This window comes from Catenibacillus scindens (assembly GCF_014202115.1).
Lineage (GTDB): Bacteria > Bacillota > Clostridia > Lachnospirales > Lachnospiraceae > Catenibacillus > Catenibacillus scindens.
Map to the genome: position 1 here is coordinate 25,297 of NZ_JACHFW010000006.1, position 19,578 is coordinate 44,874.

A 19,578-nucleotide genomic window follows, 5' to 3' on the forward strand; every position below is an offset into this window, starting at 1 on the left:
TTTTTTCATTGGCTTTTTTCGTCTATTTTTTTGACAACCCTATTTTTCCCCAATACATATAAGGTCAACAATCCACTTCAATAATTGCTGAACCCTATTTTAATTATTTACTTCCATCTTTACCGCCGGCGCAAATGTCACGCTCCTTCTCCGCGGAGCAAAGCCTTCCCGCATATAGTAAGCACGGATCTCCGCAATAGCGGAGATGTCATGGACTCCTTTAGACAGTCCGCCCGGCTTTCTTATAATCAGTTTTGCCGGATATCCTTTGTTCCAATAGTGCAAAGTCACATCACACATATCTTTAAATTCAAACATTTCTCCGTCTACAAGGACACGCATACTGTCCGGCCCGTACACCTCACCATCCACATTCACATATGCGCTCTCAAACAAGGCCAGAGGCACGCCACGGTAATAATAGCTGCGCACATCCACACAAAATCCTGTACATTCCCCATCGTCATACCAGTTTGCCAGCGTCCCTTCAATAGCCTGCTGATTAGGTGTAAAAAATCCGCCGCCGCCCATTGGCTGCGCGTTGGGCCATTCCGGATAATTTGCGTCCGGATATTTTCCAAGATATTTATCAAGCATTTTCTGATACCTCCGAAACGGCTCGAAAGTGTCGTTATTAATGGGACTTCCCTCATATTCCGCGGAAATGTACCCATTATAGCCGCCTTCCACCAGCGCCTTAATAATTCCCGGATAGTCAATGGTCGTCTCCTCGTTATTATCATCCATTTCATAAAACTTACCGTGACAGTGAACAATGTAGGGCGCCAGTTCTTTTAAAATAGACGGATCAAAGTATTCCATACGGTAGATCATGCTCAGCCAGTCTTTTGTGGCATTATTATCAGCCCTCTCTATCTGCTCTGAGCAGTATTTTCTAAAGTCCTCATTGCTGACTTTCTCGAACATGTCCGCCACCTCGTAAGCCAGTTTTTCATCAACTCCCTGAGCAATGCCCGCATTAATATTTCTCTGGCCGATATGTTTTGTGAACATGCTCATATCCGGAATAATTCCCACATATTTTGAGCCACTCTGAGCAATGACGTCCAGAAGCTCCTGCGTCCACGGCATAGCAAAGCTGGACGCGCCATTGTGCAGCTCCTGTCCCATCTTCACGCCGATATCTTCCAGCACAGGAATCGCCGCTTTTGTAATCTCCGGAAGGGCTGTTCCCCCAAGCCGAATGATAGGACAGTGAAGCTTTTTCGCGAATAAGGCGTGACGGCGGATAATATCAACTCCCTCCTTAACGGTCAGGCGTCTGTGAGCGTACATAGTCATATCCACAAAAAAATCATGGCAAATCATTTTTGTCCCGTATTTCCACATCATTGCTTCCCATGCGTCAATATCTTCCTGAAGCGCCTCCGGGCAATAACGGAAATATAGCTGTCCAAGAAGCTCAATTCCATTACACCCCATTTTCACAGCCGCCTTGACGCAGTCATCCCAGGTAAGCAGGCCGGCTTCAACCTGACGGTGCCAACTATAAATTGTCACAGCTCGTTTAATGTTATGTTCCTCCATTACATGTTCCATATGAAACCCTCCCTTTGAAAAATTAAATTTGAAATCCTTTTGGATCTGTGAATCATGTTCTGATACCTTTATTTTACTGAATTTCTGAAAAAGAGGAGTTGCAGGTCGGGCAATAGACGTTTCAGAATTGAAACCAGAAATACTCCGGGAAAAATTGGATTAATTTTCGCAGAAATGATATAATAATTTCATTGATGTACCGGAGGAGATTTGAGCATGAATGTTCTGATGAGTTTAATTTCACTTTATAATCGCCTGCCTGCGGAAAGTACTTACCGGGCAGTTATTAAAGGCATACTGAATAATCTGGATCAGATGGCCGACGCCACCATATTTGATATGGCGGAAATCACATCATCTTCAAGAACTACTATATGGCGAATGCTGAAAATGATCGGTTATAATAGCTATGGAGAATTTCATCATGAACTGAAAAAAATCATTACCCAATACTCTTATTATAATCGGGCCCTGCCTGTTGATCCCCGGCCGGATTTTAACTCAATTGTTCATATGGCCTCAGGGCTCCTTAAAGAAAGCAGTGACATCATTATAAAAACCGCCTCGGAAAGTATGGCTCTTTCTATCGTACAGCTTTTACGCCAGGCGGATCACATCAGTTTTTATGATTTTCCAAATACAAGTACCGATTTTCTGATCCAAAATCTGATCATGACAGGAAAAGATGTCGGTCTATACAGTTTGTGGCCCGATATGAACCGCGACGCTGGAAAATTGACCCCCCATTCAGTTGTATTCGCCTATCCTATTGAATCCCAGGATATGAAAGACATGACGCCGGTTTTTGAAAAAATCAGGGACAACAGAGCCATCCTTATCCTGGCAGATGAAGCAAAATCCCGCTATGCTTCTTATGCGGATTATGTGCTTCTTTCCGGAAATCTGTCGTTAGAGTACCCTCTCAGCCGCAGATATATTTTTGAAATGCTCCTTATCATTATCAGCGAACTTTACAGAGAAAAATACATTTCAGATAAATTCACAGCGTATAAAACTGACCTCACGTAAAATCCCCCGCAGCAAGCCGACGGGGCCTGAAAATAGTTTATTCAGCAAAGCTGCTGGGTATTTGGTTTTGTCTCACCGCCCACCGTAATAAAAGGGTGCCCTAAAGCACCCTCTCAATTTCATAATATAAAAAATCATTAGCTTCAATCTTCTCTTCAATGCCCAGGCTCTGTGATCCAGATATTTTTTGACAGTAAATCCTAATCTGAGGCATACAGGACTGCTGTAAATGCCAGATTTCCTGCCGTTTAAGTCCCATAATCGTATTATTTTCCCTGACCCAGGTCTGAATATCCCCATGAGCCGCGTCAATTTTCAGACACTTGAGCCGATAAAGTCCGCTGCCTATATTTTTCAGTATGATCTTTAAACGCAGCGCCTTCTCATCCTCAAAAACTTTATTCATATCTTCCAGGGTCAGATCTTTTTCACTTTTTGAGAAGGCAAGATAATTTAGTTCTTTCATGTTATGGCATAGTAAACTGTAATTTCCATTTCCATCTGTAGTCAGCAAATAATTTTCATTCTTTTCCACAAACAGAGGCTTCATTACAGACAAAAAATAAAAAGCAAAATATACCGGCTTATTGATGCAATCCTTCGTTGCCAGACCGCTTCCTCCATACAGAAGACGGTTGGAATCGCCGCCCTCCGAATAAATGTCCGACAACAGCCAGTACCCGGCAGCATCAACAATGTCAAACACATCCATCATATTACGCAAAATATATGCGCCCTTAAAACGGGTATCATTTAAAATATTCCTGTGTTCCAGCGTAAAGCTATACTCTGTTACCCAAACGGGGCAATTTCCCCATCCAACTTTTATAAGATTTTGCTTCAAAGCCTCCATTTCATTTCTCATAAAATGCCTGTCAATCTGCCACTCCCGTTTCATACTTCCGCCTTCATGGGATACTTTATAGGGAAAAGAAACACAGGTAATAAAATCAAACTGTATCCCTTCTTCTTTATACCTCATCATTGAGTTGTAGTTCTGATCCATATCAAGGAGAAGGGAAAACTCAGCCCCTCCGATCTTTCCATGGGGCAGCAGGCTGCGGATTTCCCAATAGACTTTTGCTGAAAAAATATCCTCGTTTCCTGAAAAAAAGATATCTGGGAGGTAATAAGATATATTCGGATGCCATATTTCAAAACGCCATGTATTCAATTCATCCTGCCCATAGCGAACGATTAGATGTTTCAGCGTGAGCCTGAGAACTTTAATCAACTCGTCCAGAGATTTGAATGAAAACAGAGACATCACAGAAAATCTCCGCACATCCATGCGTATCCGCTCCTGATCTCTAACCCGCTTATAGCCCATCTGCAAAAAAGGTTTAAGACCATTCTGCAAAAGAAAATCAATACATTCATCTAAATAACTGAAATCATAATCCGAGGGATCGTCGGAGATATAGGTTCCAAGAAGCATATCGTTGCTTAAAACATTCCAGAGGCGGGCATAGGTAAATTTCAAACTGCTGTTAATCCTTAACAATTCTGAACGAATACGATAATCTTTCAATGAAACCATATCCCCAACATTAAGCAAGACCTGCCAGGGACGTTTACATGGATAGTTCTCATTTTTCTGAGTACAATCCGCAACGGCGCAGATTTCGGGTGTGGAGTCCGTATTGTCGATTTGCTCCATATATCCCTGGAGCTGTTCTTCCAAAGATCGACGGTTCTGATCCGTCTCCCATTCATTTTCCCCAGAGGAACTTCCTCCATTTTCTTTATATTCTTTTGGAGTCATATGATAAACAGTCTTAAAACTTTTATTAAAACTAGCCATATTTGAAAAACCGTTATCCATCGCAATACGGGTAATGGTTTTAGAAGAATAGAGCAGATCCGAAGCCGCATAGTGCAGTTTGATCATATTCACATATTCCCCAAAATTAACACCAAAGGTTTTTTTGAAAAACCGGGATAAATAAGCGTTTGTTAAATATAACTTTCCCGCCAGCTCATTAAGAGAAATATCCCTGTTATAGTTATCATAGAGATAGGATAATATCTGCTGTGTGCGCTCCTCATTTTTGCTAATCTTTTCTTTATACCGGACGTCATCGTGCAATATAAGATAATGCTTTGTCAATTCATAGAGAAACTGATAAAACTTCCCCAGAAAATAAAGATCCGCACTTTTGTTCATGAGACAATGTTTGATCAGTGACTTTATAATCGAACGCAATTCTCCAAAATGATGATTTTTATCTGTCACCGAATTACACACTATAAGAAAAAGGTCTTGATGGATACTTCGGGAAATCAGGCTTCTCGGAATCCACAGACTGCACAAAATGCTCCCCTGATCGTAAGAAAGGATCTGATGACGGATTCCGCTGTTGATCACAATAATATCCTCCGGATTCATCACCCATGAATCTGAATCCGTCCGCACTTCCATAGATCCCTCCCCGCACAAAAATAATATTTCCAGCGCTTCATGAAAATGAGACGCCTGGGTTTGAACAAAATCCACCCTGATTTCCAGACCATTGTCGCTTCTGATCTGCATTGTAATCCCCCCTGAATATAAATAAAATCACTTAACATTATAGCTTTTATTTTTTACATACGCAACTTTATTCCCTTTTCCATGCAGCTTCGTTATATTCTTAGAGGTCACTGGTAAATCACTGAAAAACAAATGGAATATCCCCCTATATTCCAAAACAGAGCAATTGAAAAAAGCGGCCGCGCCTTATGGCGTGACCGCTGAAATCACAAAATATTTTATTAACCTTCCAGCACCCTTTTTTCTGTAGGAGGCATCTTTACCGTATCTGTCTGGATCTGAGCGGCAATGCCCTCCCTCATATAGTAGGCGCGGATTGTCACCACCGCGGAAATATCGTACTCCGTTCCCGGTATCAGACCGCCGGGCTCGTCAATAATAATCGTTGCCGGATAACCTTTATTCCAATAGTGAAGGGTCACATCACACATATCCGCGAAACGGAACACTTCGCCGTCCACGGCAACCCGCATACTCTCCGGGCCATAAAGCTTTCCATTCACCTCCACATAACAGGACTCAAAAAGACTTAACGGCACACCACGGTAGTAGTAGTTGGAAACCTGAACCTCAAAACCAGTGCATTTTCCATCCTCATAATGATTTTTAAAACCAGTGGGCAGCAAAGCCTGAACAGGAACGCCAAAACCGCCGCCGGATACAGGTTCGGCATTGGGCCATTCCGGATAATTGGCGTCAGGATAAGTACCCAAATATTTATCAAGCATTTTCTGATACCGTCGGAAAGGCTCAAAGGTATCCCCGTTAATGGGCTTCCCTTCATATTCTGCGGAAATATAACCTTTATATCCGCCTTCAACTAAAACTTTTAAAACTCCTGGATAGTCAATGGTTGTCTCCTCGTTATTGTCATCCATCTCGTAAAACTTTCCGTGACAGTGAATAATATAAGGCATATGTTCAAGAAGTACCTTAGGGTCGTAATATTCTGTCCGGCGCACTCTGGCCAGAAAGCCTTTCGTCGCGTCGTCCTTTGCCAGCGCCATCTGCTCATTGCAGAACGCACGAAATTCCACATTGTCCACAGCCTTGTATAACTGTTCCACTTCCTCCACCAGTTTTTCGTCAACACCTTCCGAAATGGCAAGATTGAGCTGGCTTTTGCTGACTTCTTTACAGAACATGCTCATATCCGGCACAATACCGATGTATTTGGAGCCGCTCTTTTGAATCACCTCAATGACATCCTGTACCTGAGGAAGACAAAAAGACGAAGAGCCGCTGTGGATCTCCAGTCCCATTTTAATCCCAAGATCTTCCAAAATAGGAATGGACTGGCGGAACACTTCCGGATCCACCTGACCGCCCACACGCATGATCGGACAGTGAATGGATTTTGCGAATAAAGCGTGACGCCGGACAATATCCACACCTTCCCGGACAGTAAGGTTTCTGTGAGCGTACAATGTTTTATCCACAAAAAAGTCATGAGCAATGGTTTTTGTACCATACTCCCACATCATTTCTTCCCAGGAATCAATGTCTTCCTGAAGGGCCTCCGGGCAATAGCGAAAATAAAGCTGACCTAAAAGTTCCAGGCCATTGCATCCCATTTTTACCGCTGCCTCAATACAATCCTCCCAGGTCAGCTTCCCCGCCTCAACCTGACGATGCCAACTGTAAATCGTAATACCTCTCTTAATTTTGTGCCCCATATGAACAACCTCCTCTTTTTTAATTTTATTTTAAAGGACCTGCTCTGCTGTTTCAACCCTTTGCTGCTTAGGACGGGCAGAAAACAACAAGAAAGATAATAAAACAGCAATACAGGAAAGCCCTGCGGCCATGATAAATAACAAACGGAACTCAAAATAATCAATCATTACGCCCCACAGCACCGATCCGGCCATAAAAGATATATCCATGGGCAGGAAAAATGTGGATGACGCTACGCTCACTCTTGTTTTGGGCACGCCTTTCACAGCCTGGGCATTAAGGGCCGGTGAAGCCATACCCGTGCCAAATCCGTAAAATCCTCCGGCAATATAAAAAAGAAGATGTATTTCGTCAGAAAAAATCAGCATCATATATCCGGAAATTAAAAGAAGCATACCTGGAACCACAGCCCATAAAACACCTCTGCGATCACTGAGTTTTCCCGACACGATTCTGGCAGCAACCATAAAAACTACTGAAATGGTAAAAAACATGCCTGCATTGTCAATCCCTGACCTTGAGGCAAAAAGTGTCAGATACATTGTGACCAGACTTCCGGTGAGGGTCACAAAAAAATATACCCATGCGGCAGGAAGGGCCCGCTTCTCAATATACTGCCAAATACCTTTTCCCTCATTCTCCTGCCCACTTGTATTCCATTGGTCAGAAGCCTTTCTTCCCTTTATTTCATAATTGAGAAAACAAAGAGTGATCATCACAGCAACAGCGCCCATAAAGCACATACCGCTCATAACAGAAAAAAATCCACCTTCTGTATGGTAGAAAAAAAGAGCAACCGAAGGACCAAATGCCTGGGCAGCGGAGGCTGCCAGGCTGTAATAGCCCAGCCCCTCGCCCACTCTTTTTTGGGGGATAACATCAATCACAGCGACAGATGCGCACGTGCTGGCCATAGAATATCCAAACATCTGCAGCACTCTTAAAATATAAAGGAGCGGCAGCGCATTTGTAAGTCCCATAAATAAAGACATGAGAGCAAAATCTGCCATTCCGATAACCATCAGCTTCCGCCGTCCTCGTTTTTCACAAATTTTTCCGCCAAAAAAGCGGTATACCGTCGCTGAAACAGCACCGATAGAGATAATTGTCCCGGATACAGACGCGGCTGAACCCAGAGCGTCCATATGTAGGGCAATAGTAGCGTTAAACATTTGCATCATTACAGAACTGGCAAGATTCACCAGAGCAATTACAAAAAAATAAATATTAAACAGTTTTTCTTTTTGGTATCCCATTTTTCTTTCCTCGTTTAATGTATCCTTGCCATACCTGTTTTCTATCTGTCTTCTGATGCTATTTTAACCATTCTCCCCTATAAAATCTTCTATCTCCTTTGCCTGTTTTTGGTCGCGGATTTGACATTTACATTGGCTGCGGTAAATATTATCACAAGAAAAACACTATATTTTTGACCTTTTATCTCTAATATCAGTCTTTTATTAATTTTCCCCATCTACAGAAAGGGAACCGTCAGAATTTCTGCTAAACTGGCTGACAAAATTCCATCCGTCAGCCGTTGCCGATCTTAAAGGTTCGTGTCCAGCGGAGGAAGCCGATGCAAAGGCAGTCATAACATTTCCATCGCTATCCGCGAACAGGCTGACTTCCACAGTAAGATCCGGAAGATCCTCTGCGGTAATCGTATAAGTTTCCGCAGGTTCCATTCCCCATACGCCGGCAGTCTCATCAAATACAAAATTATCAGAAACATTGTTTACCTTAAAAAGAGCCGCTTCCTGCACATAATTATCCGCGCCGGGGAACTCAAAGAACGCGGCCAGGTAAGATTCCTTACCGCCAATTGCGTAAAATGGAACGCTTGTCTTGAATTCTGCGCCCTCTTCCATGCCAGAGTTAAAGCCATTCATAGCAATGGCTCCGGCGAAACGGTCGCTGTACTGGGAGGCTAAGGCCCATGTGCGCATACTTCCCATGGAAAAACCGGACACATACACTTTGGTGAAATCGCTTGCCGTCTCCGCGATAATATGGTCAACGGCTTCCATGATCTTGGCGTTGTCCAGATTTTCATTGGAATAGTTTTCAAAAGAAACCAGATTAAAGCCTTCAGAGGCTGCCAGATCATTAAACCCAGAAGACCATACCAAATTTTCCGCAGAACTGCCTGAACCATGAAAAGCGAGAACAAGGGGCTGATTTTCATCTCCGTCAACCCACTGATAATAGGTTAATACAGATCCATCTGAAAACTCATAATCATTTTTAGTCTCGGTCAGGCCCAATTCCTCGTTCCCGCCAATTCTTAACAGGGACGTCTGGCAGTCCTCCACGCCCACGCTGGACTGAACTCTCACCATATAGTGTTCCATTACCTGATCATAGGCCTCAGTGACAATATCCGCGTCAAATCCCTGGGATACATCACTTGTCAGCACCAGTGTTTCTGTCGTCTGATTCAAAGCTTCATAGGAAGATACCACCGCCTCTGACGCATTGATCAACGCCACCGGGATCTCCCTTCCATCCAATTGGGTCAGATCCACACTTTCTTCACTGGATGGATTCATAAGAAGGGCCGCCGTAGGTTTAAACACTGCGTTTCCAAAAAACTGGCCGGAGCCGTCAACACCGGCGGACAGAGACTGATACACAAAGTCGGCCCCGGTGCCTTCTCCAAATACATACAGGCGTGTGTACGATCCGGGATAGGCCGCCGCATCACTCTTTCCGTATTGTGTATAATTACTTATTTTCTGTTCATTGTTTGTGCTGTCAGAAAAAAGATTTTTTGCCGCTTCCAAAGATGTAAGGTCATCTTCCCCCCATGTCTCGCCCACAGGATTAACAAACACAACCGCGCCCTGTTCAAGATCCGCGATAGAAGCCAGCCCTGAAGAATAGGCTGTTTCCAGAGCGGACGCTGATGTGTAGGGCGTATTTCCGTAAACAACTAAAATCGGCGCTGCCGTTGCCCTCAGGCCATAAGAACTGTTATCCGGGACATATACATAGGCCACCGCTCCGTTTGAAAGTTTTTCCGGATGAATCGTTCCCTGAATATTTTCCGAAGGCTGTTCCACCGTCACATCACTGACTGCGGTTCCAAGAACACTGGCCGTCCCGGAAACCGGGGCTGTTTCTGTCTCTGATTCCGTCTGTGCCGGGGCGGATGTTTCGACATTTGGGGCAGTCTCTGTGCTGGCCTCGCTTTCAGAAGAACTTTCCACCACAACATTTTCATCGGATGCTCCAGCAGTTTCGCCGTCCTGTGAACACGCCCCCAACAGCGCCGCGCACAATACTCCTGAGAAAGCGACTCCCAATGAACACATTTTTCTTTTTTTCATTACTTTCTCCTCCTTCTGAATTTCATCCCAATACATTAAGATGTACCCCGATTATAACATTATTGCATTTTTTTCAAAATGATCTCCCTTGTCCTTTTTCCTTATTGTAGACTTCCATTTTTTTGCTGTTTTTTTGCTCAGGGAAATTTTTTGTTTATATTTTTGCATATAAAATCTATAATTAAAACAAATTTTGGTCATTTTTAGGAGAAGATTATATGTATTGCCCGACATTTATTAAACTGAAATTTCCAAAACCTGAAGATTTATCCTGGAGCCCAAAGACAGAGCTGTTTTTTGTACCGGACGGCCGTATGGAACTGTATATAGGGAAAGACTCTTTTGATCTGAAAAGCGGAGAGCTTATCTGTGTCAGTCCTTTTGAACTTTATTCCATTAAAAGGGTTGAGGGACTTTGTCTCTGCCTTACTTTGGATCTCAAAGCCTTTGGCGCATACTGCCATATAGATACTCCGCTTCGCTTAAAACTCAATCCCGTTAATACTCCCCTTTCCCAGGATCACAGAGATACCTTACCTGCCGCTCATTCCCTGATTCCTCTGATTATCCAGGTTCTGAACACTATATTAAATGATCGCCTCCCTGAGTTAGCCCGCAAAAAAGCAGAATTTGACCTGCTGTCTGAACTTCTCCTCAATTTTGGTGAGCCAACTTCAGACAAAGAGAATAGGAGAGAACTTTTATCCGATGTACTGACCTATATTGAAAAAAACTACTCTACACCGATTGCGGTTCAGGATATTGCCCGTCACTGCCATATTTCCCCGGCCTATCTTTCCCACCTGTTTCAGGCCAAACTGAAAATGACGCCCTCACAATTTTTACAGCAGACAAGACTGAAACACGCAAAAATACTTTTGTCACAGCCATTAACGCTAACCCAGACGGCCATAGCGTCCGGCTTTAAAAACCTGAGAAACTTAAATCACACCTTTATAAAAAACGAGCATATGCTCCCCGCCCAATACCGTAAAATCACCGGTCCACAGCAAAATACCGCATTCCTCCCCGACCTGGAACAATATTTAAAAACACAGACCAACATAACAATACAACCCCCTGAGGAAAGGGCTGCCATATCACTTTCCTCCACCCCCGGCCACGAACTCCCGGAGCATCTTTTCAGACTCCTGGAACTAGGCCCTGCCACTAAGCTTCAAAAACCTAAATACAGACGTCTCCTCAAAGCGGTTCAGCAGCAGTTGCATTTTCAATATATACGTCTGACCGGAATTTTTGATCATGGGCTGCTTGGATATATAGAATTGGGGGATCATATCAACTGGGACTTTTCAAATCTTGATGATGTTTTGGAATATGTTATTTCCAACGGCCTTACGCCCATCCTTACAATTTCAAGTATCCCAAACATACTCTCACAAAACGGCCAGTCCCAGTATTTCGGCTATTCCAACGTCGGTCTGCCCTCTGATTTTACATACTGGGAAACACTGATCCATGACTTTTTAACCCATCTTCTGGAAAAATTCGGTCCGGATGAAATTAGCAAATGGAAAATGGCAATTTCCTTTTTACCCTCTTTTTACTTATCTGCAAGAGGCCAAACCTCCTGTTCCGAAGCGGAATACCTTCAGGAAATTATGCCCCAAAAGTATCTCTATTTACTGCACCGGACGATTTCTGATGCCCCGTTCCATTGTCAGTGAAACTGTTTTTTCCGGCGCCGAGAAGACCTCTTATATGCTTAATGCCTCACCATATCTGGATATGGCCGGCATAAGCATAGACAATCTTATAAAGGAGATCCTTGAAAAGTTCCCGGAAACCGGTGAAAAAAGCAGTCTTTCTTTAACAGGACAATTTATACGGCGGCCTTTTTACTATGCCTTTTGGGAAATATTGAAACTACAGTCTCCGGTTCTTTTTCACAGTGAACATCTGCTTGTCACAGGTTCCCCTGAAAAGGTTGTGATTCTCGCGGTAAATGTACCATCATTTTCATACCAAATCCACCTGCCCAGGGAAGCACATTTACATCTGCCCATATCTGTGGAAAGCGGGCACTATTACTCCAGTTTTGGCAAACCGCTGGATCAATACGAAAAAAATATAAATGAAATTATTGGCGGAAACCCGCTTTCTCTGTCTGTATCTCTGGAAAATTTTCTGCCCTGCAGTTATTTACTTGAATGTATCATTATTAACACCAGACATGGCAGCGCTTACGATGAATGGCTCAGGGAAGGGGCATTCACTCCCTTTGAACCTTCAGACTGTGAATACATTAACCACCGGACGATCCCGGCCCGTATTAAAAAAATTATCACTCCGGATGCAGGCACATACAATCTCAACTGCATTCTTGAACCTTGTGAGATCCGTATGATCTCGCTGACAGCGATGTTCCCGAATAAGTAAAAATTTCGCCTTTATTTTTTTACTTTCCGGGGATATACTATACCCATCACCACAGGAGGTACTCCCAATGAAACAGATCATGGTCATTGATGACGATACATACATTTCAGATATGCTTAAAGAAGTCCTTGAAAAAGAAGGCTACGCCGTGTCCCAGGCATGGTCCGGGACGGAGGCTCTCTTGCGTCTTCAGACGAACCGGCCGGACCTGGTTCTTTTGGATCTTATGCTTCCAGGCCTGTCCGGCGAAGGTGTGCTGGCAAAAATCCAGGGTATCCCGGTCATTGTCATCAGCGCCAAAGGGGATGTCAGTGACAAAGTTTCCCTCCTTCTTGGCGGCGCGGCGGACTATGTCACTAAACCTTTTGACGTAAGAGAGCTTCTGGCCCGGATCACCGTATGTCTGAGAAATGTCCCGGACAATGGCAAAAACTCCCTTCTCTCCTTTGAAAACATTAACCTGGATACGATCAGCCATCAGGTAACTGTTGAGGATTGCCCGGTAAAATTGACAAAAACAGAATACGCCATCTTAAAGCTCCTCCTGGCCAACCCCTCCCAGGTCATTTCAAAGTCTGTCATGATCTGCGCACTCCCCTCACCGCTATCTTTGGCTATCTGGAACTCCTTGAAAAAGAGGAGCTGTCCAAAGACGGGGCCCGGTATGTACAGATCATCGGTGAGCGGGCCCGGACCATGGGCCTCCTGGCGGAAGAATTATTCTCCTATTCTTCCCTCACCTCCATTGAAGAAGATCTCCCTCTGGAGGATGTGGATCTTTGTCAGGCTCTGGAGGAAAGTATTCTGGCCTATTACGGCGCTTTAACGGCCAGAAATATAACCCCACAAATCCACATGCCCTCAGTCCGGGTAAAATGCCGTCTCAATAAAAACGCCCTGTCCCGGATATTTTCCAACATTCTCGGCAACGCCATTAAATACAGCAGCGGCGATCTCAACATTACTATGACCGATGACGGAGAGATTATTTTTTCCAATACGGCCCCAGGTCTTGACCAGGTTCAGGTGGGGCGCTTTTTTGACCGATACTACACAGTAGAAGCGGCCCGCAAACCCGACGGAGGCATTGGCCTTGCCATCGCCCGCAGCCTGACGGAGGCCATGGGCGGCTCCATCACGGCCCGGTATGTATCCGGCCGCCTTTATATCCATATCGCTTTTACGTAACAATTCATCCCGCCTATTCCTGATGGCTAAACTGTTACGCTTTCACACATTCCGGCGGCGGTGAACACCAATAAGAACAAAGATCACCACTTGGACAGCAACCAGACCAAGGACAATAGACACCCACCACTGGGAAGATTTTTCCACAGGTTCCACAGGATTTGCCTCACCTTCGGGGGGCGTAATCTGGGTTGTCACAGACACCTTCTGAGTGTATTCATTGCCCGCCTCATCCTCATAGCGGACCACAACCGTTCCTGTGGTCTGTCCATACTCTGAACTTTTCCCGGCGCTGCCTGTGGCGCCGCCCCCGCTGCCCACGCTTCGTGTCAGTTTTCCGATCAGCGTATGAAGTACGATCTCCGCATTTTCTCCCGGAACAATATCCCCGCCAAAAGCGGAGCCCGATCCTGTCACTCCATCCATTTCCAGAGAGCAGATCACATTTTTCACAAGACTGCCCCCTGTATTATAGACTTTGACAGTAATGTCCTGAGCCGTCCCCGATTCCACCGAAGCCGCCATGGACGGCTGGTCTACAAGAACATCAAAAGAGGGCGTAATTTTAAGAAATATACTTTCTGAAGAGGAAAGGGCCTGGGCGTCCTCATCTGTAAATTCCATGGCCAGAGTAATTTTCTGTGTTTCTGAAGTCAGAGTATAACCCACTTCCATGGAAAAAGAAATATTGCAGGTTCCCCCCGGAGCAATATAATCCACATAAACACTGTTGCTGCTGCCAGCCGGAAGAACTTCTCCTGTGGCGCTCTCATAGACAATGCGCACATCTTCCACGCAGGATTTGGCGCTGGAATTTTTCAGCGTCACATAAATCTCCACGTCGTCGCCGGGATAGATTTCTTCTTTATCCACAGTACAGTCAATAATCCTCAGTTTTGGCGGCGCCTGGGGATCTTCTTGGCCAGCGCCGGCCCCTCCCCAGGATACCGCGCCGCCGGAGGTATCTGCAATGCCTCCCATATCCATACCGCCGTCAGGCAGCACATCCTGCAGCTCTCCAGTCTGGGATCCTCTTGTCTCATCCTCAAAAGTTTCTCCCGGAACCGTGTCCGTCACCTCAGTCTCGGCGGTTTCGCTGCCTCCGTCAGTCTCGCCAGGTTCACCGCTCTCCCCGGTATCTTCCGTTTCCTGGAACTCGCCGCTCTCACCGATATCTTCTGTTTCCTGGGACTCGCCGCTCTCCTGAGTATCGCCAGTGTTTTCGCTCTCTGAAGGCGTCCCGGTGTCTAAACCTTCCCCGGTTTCACCAACCGCGGTCTCGCCGCCTCCATCCTCACCAGCACTCTCGCCAGTGCTGCCGCTCTCTGTGGTTTCTTCCGGCCAATCCCCTCCGGTTTCGCCGGGCGCGCTTTCATCTGTCTGACTTTCTTCCTCATCCTGGCTGTAGTCTCTAAAAATCAGTTGGAGTTCTTCCTCCACCATGATCCTTTCCCTGCCCCCATCCTGATCTATATCCGCCTCAATGCGGATTAGCGCCGGGAACTTTCCGGCTGAGGTCTGACTTTTCAGAGCCGGCCTCCATTCCACAACCCACGCCTGCCGGGCGGGATCATTTCTGGCAAAGGCGTTTTTCGCTTTTATATCGTATTTTAATATTTTCATATTTTTTTCGGCCTTTTCATCGGCCTCAATAAAGACACGGACAGAACCGGGAACAACAGAGGAGTTTTTCGGGAGGTAGATCAGCGGCAGATACACGGTCTTATTTTTTACCGGCATATAAAGTTTTCCGCTGCCGTCTCCTGGAAAAATCATTCCCTCATAGATATTTTCATCGTCAATAGCAAAATAACTGTTGTTCCAGGAATGATCTGCAGCCAGGGCCGCGCCAAAGCCCGGCAGCCAGACGGTCAGAAAGACCACCGCCATAAAAATAATACCTATCCGAAACCAATTTTTATGATTCATCACCGCACCTCCCGCAGAACGCCCCCGTCCATCTCACAGACAGTATCACAAAGCACTTCTATGTCCTGCATATTATGGCTGGCCAGCAAGATCGTCTTGCCCCTTTTCTTTAAATCCAAAAGTACCTGACGGATCTGGGCCACACCGTTTTTGTCCAGCCCGTTAAAGGGCTCATCCAGAATAAGAAACTGGGGATCCTCCATAATAGCCTGGGCAATACCTAGACGCTGGCGCATCCCCAGGGAATATTTGCTCACCGGTTTTTTCAGCTTTGGGGGAAGCCCCACCAGTTCCAGAACACGGACAATATCCTCTTTGTGGATTTTTCCATTGAGGGATGCCAGAATGGACAGGTTGCGAAAGCCGGTCATATGGGGCAAAAAGCCCGGAGATTCAATAATAATTCCAGTATTTTTCGGGAAATCCCGCTGCCGTCCGATGACAACGCCGTCCACAGATATTTTTCCCTCATCGGGGTGCATAAAGCCGCAGATACATTTAAACAGCACCGTTTTTCCCGATCCGTTATTGCCGATGAGCCCGTGAACCTCCCCCTGGGCAAAGTCGTGGGTCACATTTTTTAGCACCTGATCTTCACCAAAAAATTTGCTTACATTTTCAATATGTACATAATCTGTCATTGTCCTTCACTCCTGTGTCCCGCCTGAAAAGTAAAAAGAATAATATTTCATCCGCCAAAGTACCAAAATGGCCATAACCAAAATCGCCCCTCCGAATATGGTGTAAGTATTGCCAAGGGTAGGCAGACGGTCGTAGCCAAAATCGTGGGAGGGAAAGGTGGCCTGCCTTAACGGGGAGAGCCAGCCGCACCAGATGCTGGCCCGGTAAGTGACTTCCCGGCTCAATTTAAAAACCTGAGCCAGCCCGTCTACATTTAAAAGGAATCCGTATAAATGAAATATAAAAGCCGCCCCGATGCCCGCAGCCTGATTTTTCACCAGTGTTGCCAGATACATAACAAAAACAGCCACAAGGATGTATAAAAGCATAAGGACAAAAATGGTGATCATGCATTCCACAGGCCGGACCATCTCAAATGTTTTAAGCTGGGCCGGGATAAAATAATCGTCGGCCAGCCCGGAATAGGCCAGCTTTGCCGCCGTTGGGCTCCACATATTGCCCACAAAGGCATTTTGAAAGCAAAAGACCATGGTCATGACAAGAATGAAAAAAGTGTAGAGCAGACTGGACGTTATAAGGTAGATCATCTGTCCGCCCACCCACACCCTCACCCGGATGCGGATCAGGTAATAAGGCACGCTGCCGTCTAAAAAAGGCATATTCCCAAAAAGGAGGATGATTGCCAGGGCCACAAGCAAAATGGACGTTCCGTCGCCAAATACCCATATAAAAGGCTCAAAAATCTGCATGGTCAGGCCGTATTCCTGGGAAAAGCGGACCACATTTTCTGTCAGGAGAAAACTGATCACTCCGCCAAGACCAAAGGAAAGAATGACACGCCAGTTTCCCCGCCAGCGGGAATAGTGGTACAGGCACACCCGCCAGATCTGATAAAGTTCTCTCACCGTCTGCTCCCTCCCATAATTTTCCTGAAAATAATCTGACCGTAACCCAGAGCCATAAGAACGCTCAATTCCAGCAAAAAGCCGGCGCATCCCATATAGCCGCCCTCCCAGTAATGTTCCTGGCGAAACCATTCTCTCGGATTTAATGTATAAAGACCGGACAAAAAACGTTCCGTCAGAATGATCAGCACATAGCTGACCATAAACGCGCCGCCAAAGGCCATGTACCTGCTGCCAAACAAAAGTCCCAGAATGGCCGCCAGCATGGCAAAGAGGGCCCCCGCCAGAAATACGACAAGCGCCTGGGGCCACATAGCCTCCCACCGCCCCGGCGCCGCCCCGGACACTGCCAGGCCGGTTTCTTCCCCGGATAAAAGCTGTGAGAGGGCTTCCATATCAAGACTGACTTCCGCCTTTGGCGGCGTCTGCTCTAAGGGGCCGTAGATCATAAACATGAGTCCGGCCGCCCCCATGTATCCCAAAAAAATGCTGCCGCCCCCGGACACTGCCGATAAGATCACTTTGCTGACAATGTAGGGCCTGAGGCCGCACCGTCCCAGGTAGGACTTGATAAACCCGCTGCGCAGATCGGTCAGCACAGACAGCGCCGCCGGGAAGGCCGCTATCAGGGGCAGGCAAAAAATAAATGCCTCCGATTTGCATCCTGTATCCAGCATTGTCCAGTCATAGTCCCAGGACAGCCCCGATACAAGTGCCTCCTCTGAGGGAAACCACAGGCTTGTGCTGCCTAAAAACAGAACTGCCACAGTGGCCGCCGCGCTGCACCCGAAGGCCGGGGAGAAAATCCCCCGTTCCAGCTCCGAAAAAATTGCCCTAAGCCAGTGTATCCATGTCTTTTCCATTAATATCCGTTCTCCCTGCTGATAATACTGCCGTCCATAGCGTTAATGGTGAGCATTGACATGGTGCTGACTTCCTCCGGATTCATTTCATCTGAGGCAAATACGTCCCACACAGGGATCAATGTATATTCCGATTCATCGTCCGGGTTTTGCACCCGCATCATACCGAATGTAACTTTTCCAATACTGAGGGGCCGCCCCTGTTCATAGCCGTCGCTGAAGCTGTAGCTTTCATAGGCGGTAACCATCTGGCGGTCCATAATAGCCTTGATTTCCTCAAAACTTTTCATCGCCACATCTTCTGACAGTATTTCAGTAACCTCCATAGGATTGTTCCAGTAAAAATCCACTACGCCGTCATCAGTCACTGTTATGGTCATGGCTTCATAGTCATAGGGTACCCGTCCCTGATTTTCCGGCGGGATATCCCCATTGGCATCCATAAACATAATATGGTTATCCGTCATGGTCGGCATAATGCCGCCAACACCGTGGCACAGGGTCATCTGATACCCCACGCAGCTTTGAGAAAACTGGCTTGTCTGAGAATTATACCAAGCCACCGGCTCGATCTTTTGCACCATAATATAGGTGGTATCAATGCCATATTCCGAGAGAAAATCCAGGGCGGCCTGCGCGGCTTCCTCCTGGGTGTAGGTGCAGGACACGGAAGAAAAGGCATCTTCTGCCTGCTGCCAAAATGGATCTTCCACGGGAACACCCATGTTGTCCACAGTAGCCCTGGTTGTCAGATGTTCTGAAAAAGACCGTTCTTTCGGGTATTTTCCCAGAGAAATTGTGTAGACTGACGGATCACTGGCTGCGTAAACGGAATACCGCATCTCCCCCTCCTGATTTTCACCGCGGATAGCATTATACCCCATGCCGCTCTCCTCCTTTTCCCACCCTTTGGAAATAGGAACTAATGTCAGAGAATCTTTAGAAGGCAAAGTCTCCATCTGGGACTGGCGAAACCGGATTTCTTCCTCCAGGGAAGGAATTACCAGCTTTTCCTCCTCGCTCCCTGACTCCATGATCCGGTTGATCTCCTCCTGAGCCAGCTCAATGGACGCCTGACAATCTTCTTTTGTCAGCGGCGCGGGTTCATAGAGAGTGACGCCGTCGGTAAATTTGTCGATCATGTCCCATAATTTCTCATCGGAAGGGTCTGCCCGGACAATGGCCGCAGCCCCCGCTTTGTCGGTGTCCGGAAACTCCACAGGCACATGATCCCCTGTGATCTGTATCCGCCCTTCCTCGGCCAAAATATTAAAATCCACTGTTTCCGGGACGCCAAGACGCATTGCCAGTGTCTGCCCTTTTGCGCCCTCGCCCGTCTGCGATTCACCGGATTCCCCGCTGTAATCTTCAATGACTGTATGTATGTCTTCCTTCTGGGTAATAATCTCCGCCTCCGGCGTGGGCTGACATGCCATCATGCCAGCCCAGGATAGAACAATAATTCCTAAAAAGCCCTTTTTCCCAAGGCATTTCTTCTGAATCTTTTTCATCATCTTTAACCT

14 protein-coding genes and 2 pseudogenes are annotated in these 19,578 nt (G+C 46.2%); 6 read left to right on the plus strand and 10 right to left on the minus strand.

The features are described 5' to 3' along the window. Positions 1–99: 99 nt before the first annotated feature. Positions 100–1,560, minus strand: coding sequence for a C-glycoside deglycosidase beta subunit domain-containing protein (locus HNP82_RS08685; protein ID WP_183773421.1), 1,461 nt, complete (start codon positions 1,558–1,560; stop codon positions 100–102). A gap of 216 nt (positions 1,561–1,776) precedes the next feature. Here HNP82_RS08685 and HNP82_RS08690 point away from each other — a divergent pair, with 216 nt between their 5' ends. After that, the gene (locus tag HNP82_RS08690; RefSeq protein WP_183773423.1) at positions 1,777–2,589 is read left to right on the plus strand and encodes a MurR/RpiR family transcriptional regulator; all 813 of its coding nucleotides are present in this window, start codon (positions 1,777–1,779) and stop codon (positions 2,587–2,589) included. Between the two features lie 100 nt (positions 2,590–2,689). Here HNP82_RS08690 and HNP82_RS08695 read toward each other — a convergent pair whose 3' ends face one another. The 4 genes from HNP82_RS08695 to HNP82_RS08710 form a co-directional block, all read right to left on the minus strand. After that, positions 2,690–5,122, minus strand: a complete 2,433-nt coding sequence (locus HNP82_RS08695) for a GH39 family glycosyl hydrolase (RefSeq protein WP_183773425.1) — start codon at positions 5,120–5,122, stop codon at positions 2,690–2,692. 221 nt (positions 5,123–5,343) lie between these two features. After that, positions 5,344–6,798, minus strand: coding sequence for a C-glycoside deglycosidase beta subunit domain-containing protein (locus HNP82_RS08700; RefSeq protein ID WP_183773427.1), 1,455 nt, complete (start codon positions 6,796–6,798; stop codon positions 5,344–5,346). Positions 6,799–6,828: 30 nt separating this feature from the next. Next, positions 6,829–8,055 (minus strand): MFS transporter, encoded by a 1,227-nt coding sequence (locus HNP82_RS08705; RefSeq protein WP_183773428.1) that lies wholly within the window; start codon positions 8,053–8,055, stop codon positions 6,829–6,831. Positions 8,056–8,259: 204 nt separating this feature from the next. Further along, positions 8,260–10,128, minus strand: a complete 1,869-nt coding sequence (locus HNP82_RS08710) for a hypothetical protein (protein WP_183773430.1) — start codon at positions 10,126–10,128, stop codon at positions 8,260–8,262. Positions 10,129–10,346: 218 nt separating this feature from the next. Here HNP82_RS08710 and HNP82_RS08715 point away from each other — a divergent pair, with 218 nt between their 5' ends. From HNP82_RS08715 to HNP82_RS08730, 5 genes and pseudogenes are all read left to right on the plus strand, one after another. Further along, entirely contained in the window at positions 10,347–11,816 is a 1,470-nt protein-coding gene (locus HNP82_RS08715; RefSeq protein WP_183773432.1) for a helix-turn-helix domain-containing protein, read from the plus strand. Continuing rightward, entirely contained in the window at positions 11,794–12,528 is a 735-nt protein-coding gene (locus tag HNP82_RS08720; RefSeq protein ID WP_183773434.1) for a hypothetical protein, read from the plus strand. Before HNP82_RS08715 ends, HNP82_RS08720 begins: the two co-directional genes overlap by 23 nt. 79 nt (positions 12,529–12,607) lie before the next feature. Beyond that, positions 12,608–12,910: pseudogene (locus HNP82_RS18800) on the plus strand (response regulator transcription factor); the annotation flags it as partial. Between the two features lie 113 nt (positions 12,911–13,023). Further along, a pseudogene (locus HNP82_RS18805) lies at positions 13,024–13,209 on the plus strand (histidine kinase dimerization/phospho-acceptor domain-containing protein); the annotation flags it as partial. Positions 13,210–13,299: 90 nt separating this feature from the next. Further along, entirely contained in the window at positions 13,300–13,716 is a 417-nt protein-coding gene (locus tag HNP82_RS08730; RefSeq protein WP_183773437.1) for a sensor histidine kinase, read from the plus strand. A 42-nt stretch (positions 13,717–13,758) separates the two neighbouring features. Here the strand turns inward: HNP82_RS08730 and HNP82_RS08735 are convergent, their stop codons facing one another. From HNP82_RS08735 to HNP82_RS08755, 5 genes are read right to left on the minus strand one after another with little or no spacing between them, the layout of a single operon-like run. Then, positions 13,759–15,645: a hypothetical protein gene (locus HNP82_RS08735; RefSeq protein ID WP_183773439.1), complete on the minus strand. Its 1,887-nt coding sequence runs from the start codon at positions 15,643–15,645 to the stop codon at positions 13,759–13,761. Further along, positions 15,645–16,286 (minus strand): ABC transporter ATP-binding protein, encoded by a 642-nt coding sequence (locus HNP82_RS08740; protein WP_183773448.1) that lies wholly within the window; start codon positions 16,284–16,286, stop codon positions 15,645–15,647. The genes HNP82_RS08735 and HNP82_RS08740 overlap by 1 nt, the downstream gene beginning before the upstream one ends. 6 nt (positions 16,287–16,292) lie before the next feature. Beyond that, positions 16,293–17,192, minus strand: coding sequence for a hypothetical protein (locus tag HNP82_RS08745; RefSeq protein WP_183773450.1), 900 nt, complete (start codon positions 17,190–17,192; stop codon positions 16,293–16,295). Next, positions 17,189–18,055: a hypothetical protein gene (locus tag HNP82_RS08750; protein WP_183773452.1), complete on the minus strand. Its 867-nt coding sequence runs from the start codon at positions 18,053–18,055 to the stop codon at positions 17,189–17,191. The genes HNP82_RS08745 and HNP82_RS08750 overlap by 4 nt, the downstream gene beginning before the upstream one ends. Next, the gene (locus HNP82_RS08755; RefSeq protein ID WP_183773454.1) at positions 18,055–19,569 is read right to left on the minus strand and encodes a DUF6034 family protein; all 1,515 of its coding nucleotides are present in this window, start codon (positions 19,567–19,569) and stop codon (positions 18,055–18,057) included. Before HNP82_RS08755 ends, HNP82_RS08750 begins: the two co-directional genes overlap by 1 nt. Positions 19,570–19,578: the final 9 nt, after the last annotated feature.

What these genes read in the sequence shown, in the direction of transcription:
- HNP82_RS08685 (WP_183773421.1), bottom strand. Translation starts at nt 1,560, where the DNA reads ATGGAACATGTAATGGAGGAACATAACATTAAACGAGCTGTGACAATT.
- HNP82_RS08690 (WP_183773423.1), top strand. Translation starts at nt 1,777, where the DNA reads ATGAATGTTCTGATGAGTTTAATTTCACTTTATAATCGCCTGCCTGCG.
- HNP82_RS08695 (WP_183773425.1), bottom strand. Translation starts at nt 5,122, where the DNA reads ATGCAGATCAGAAGCGACAATGGTCTGGAAATCAGGGTGGATTTTGTT.
- HNP82_RS08700 (WP_183773427.1), bottom strand. Translation starts at nt 6,798, where the DNA reads ATGGGGCACAAAATTAAGAGAGGTATTACGATTTACAGTTGGCATCGT.
- HNP82_RS08705 (WP_183773428.1), bottom strand. Translation starts at nt 8,055, where the DNA reads ATGGGATACCAAAAAGAAAAACTGTTTAATATTTATTTTTTTGTAATT.
- HNP82_RS08710 (WP_183773430.1), bottom strand. Translation starts at nt 10,128, where the DNA reads ATGAAAAAAAGAAAAATGTGTTCATTGGGAGTCGCTTTCTCAGGAGTA.
- HNP82_RS08715 (WP_183773432.1), top strand. Translation starts at nt 10,347, where the DNA reads ATGTATTGCCCGACATTTATTAAACTGAAATTTCCAAAACCTGAAGAT.
- HNP82_RS08720 (WP_183773434.1), top strand. Translation starts at nt 11,794, where the DNA reads ATGCCCCGTTCCATTGTCAGTGAAACTGTTTTTTCCGGCGCCGAGAAG.
- HNP82_RS08735 (WP_183773439.1), bottom strand. Translation starts at nt 15,645, where the DNA reads ATGAATCATAAAAATTGGTTTCGGATAGGTATTATTTTTATGGCGGTG.
- HNP82_RS08740 (WP_183773448.1), bottom strand. Translation starts at nt 16,286, where the DNA reads ATGACAGATTATGTACATATTGAAAATGTAAGCAAATTTTTTGGTGAA.
- HNP82_RS08750 (WP_183773452.1), bottom strand. Translation starts at nt 18,055, where the DNA reads ATGGAAAAGACATGGATACACTGGCTTAGGGCAATTTTTTCGGAGCTG.
- HNP82_RS08755 (WP_183773454.1), bottom strand. Translation starts at nt 19,569, where the DNA reads ATGATGAAAAAGATTCAGAAGAAATGCCTTGGGAAAAAGGGCTTTTTA.